General features: G+C 74.5%; 1 protein-coding gene. It reads right to left on the bottom strand.

Translation table 11 applies throughout. The features are described 5' to 3' along the window. Window positions 1-35: 35 nt before the first annotated feature. Window positions 36-1,208, bottom strand: a complete 1,173-nt coding sequence (locus AOK17_RS30540; protein ID WP_055615809.1) for a PP2C family protein-serine/threonine phosphatase — start codon at window positions 1,206-1,208, stop codon at window positions 36-38. Window positions 1,209-1,359 lie beyond the last annotated feature (151 nt).

The following is a 1,359-nucleotide window of genomic DNA, read 5'->3' as shown; positions in this document are numbered from 1 at the left end:
CCGGTGGGGGCTTGTCGCGCAGTTCCCCGCGCCCCTCAGGGGGCGGCCCCGCCTGCCCGCACCGCGAAGATCGTGGTGTCGTCCGCCACGTGGGCCGTGTGCTGGAGGGTGCCTTCGCGGACCAGTTCCACCAGGCGGTCGGGGTGGGCGGCCGTGGGGTCGGTGGAGACGGCGAGGGTCACTCGTTCGTGGAGGGGGAAGAAGACGCCTTCGGCGTCGCGGGCCTCGGTGACGCCGTCGGTGACGAGGAGGAGGGTCTCGTCGGCGGCCAGGGGGACCCTGCGGACGGGCGGGACGCCCGCGCCGGAGCCCACGAGCCCGGAGAGGCCGAGCGGGAGTCCGTCGCCGGGCGGCAGGACGCGTACGCCGCGCGGGCCCGCCACCAGCGGGGGTTCGTGGCCGAAGTTGACGACCTCGATGTGGCCCGCGGGGGAGCCCGGGGGCGGGAAGGCGACCAGGACCGCGGTCGCGAAGCGCTCCACGCCCCGTGCCGGGTCGCCGTCCAGGTCCTCGCCGAGGTCGGTGACGTACTGGCGGTGGCGGCCCATCCGTACCTCCAGCCGTTCGGCGACGACGGTCAGGGAGGCCTCGTGGTACGCGGACTCGCGGAACGTGCCCAGCAGGGCGGCGGCTGCCGCGACCGCGGGCAGGCCCTTGCCCTGGACGTCCCCGAGGAGGACCCGGGTGCCGTGCGGGCCGGGCTGGATGTCGTAGAAGTCGCCGCCGACGCGGGCCTCGCTGTCGGCGGCCAGGTACACGGCCGCGTGGTCGAGCCCGCCCCACGGGGTGGGGAGGGGGCGCAGCACGGTACGGCGGGTCGTGTCGGCCACGTCCCGCATGTGCAGCATCCGCCGCTCCTCCCGGACCCGTACGGCACACGCCAGGGTCGCCAGGGCGCCGCCCATGGCGACCAGGATGAAGTCCGGCAGGCCGGTCTGGTCCTGGTGCGGCCAGGAGGCGTCGACCTCGATGTACGTGAGGAGGGCGAGCGCGGCGAAGGCGGCGGTGCCGCGGACTCCGCAGATCGCCGCCGCGATGCCGGGGACGAGGACGATCCAGGAGATGACCCTGAACTCGCCCGAGGTGTTCCAGTCGACCACCGCGATGGCGATGAGCAGGAGAAGGGGCGGTACCCAGGCCACGCTGCGGCCTCGTACCCGGAGAAGCTGCTGCCGCCGGGCGCGGCCGGCCGGATCGGCGCCGCTCACCCGCCCAGCGAAGCACGACCGGGTGCTTGGCGCACGCCGACTTTCTTTCTTGGCTGTGGCTTGGCTCCACCTTGGCTGCGTCTTGGCTGCACCTTGGCTGCCGCCGGCTTGCTTTTGGGTGCGGGTGGGTGGGGTTGCCCGCGCAGTTCCC

The organism is Streptomyces phaeochromogenes (assembly GCF_001418655.1).
GTDB lineage: Bacteria > Actinomycetota > Actinomycetes > Streptomycetales > Streptomycetaceae > Streptomyces > Streptomyces phaeochromogenes.
The sequence above is the reverse complement of the archived record's forward strand: the minus strand, read 5'-3'. Positions and strand labels throughout refer to the sequence as shown.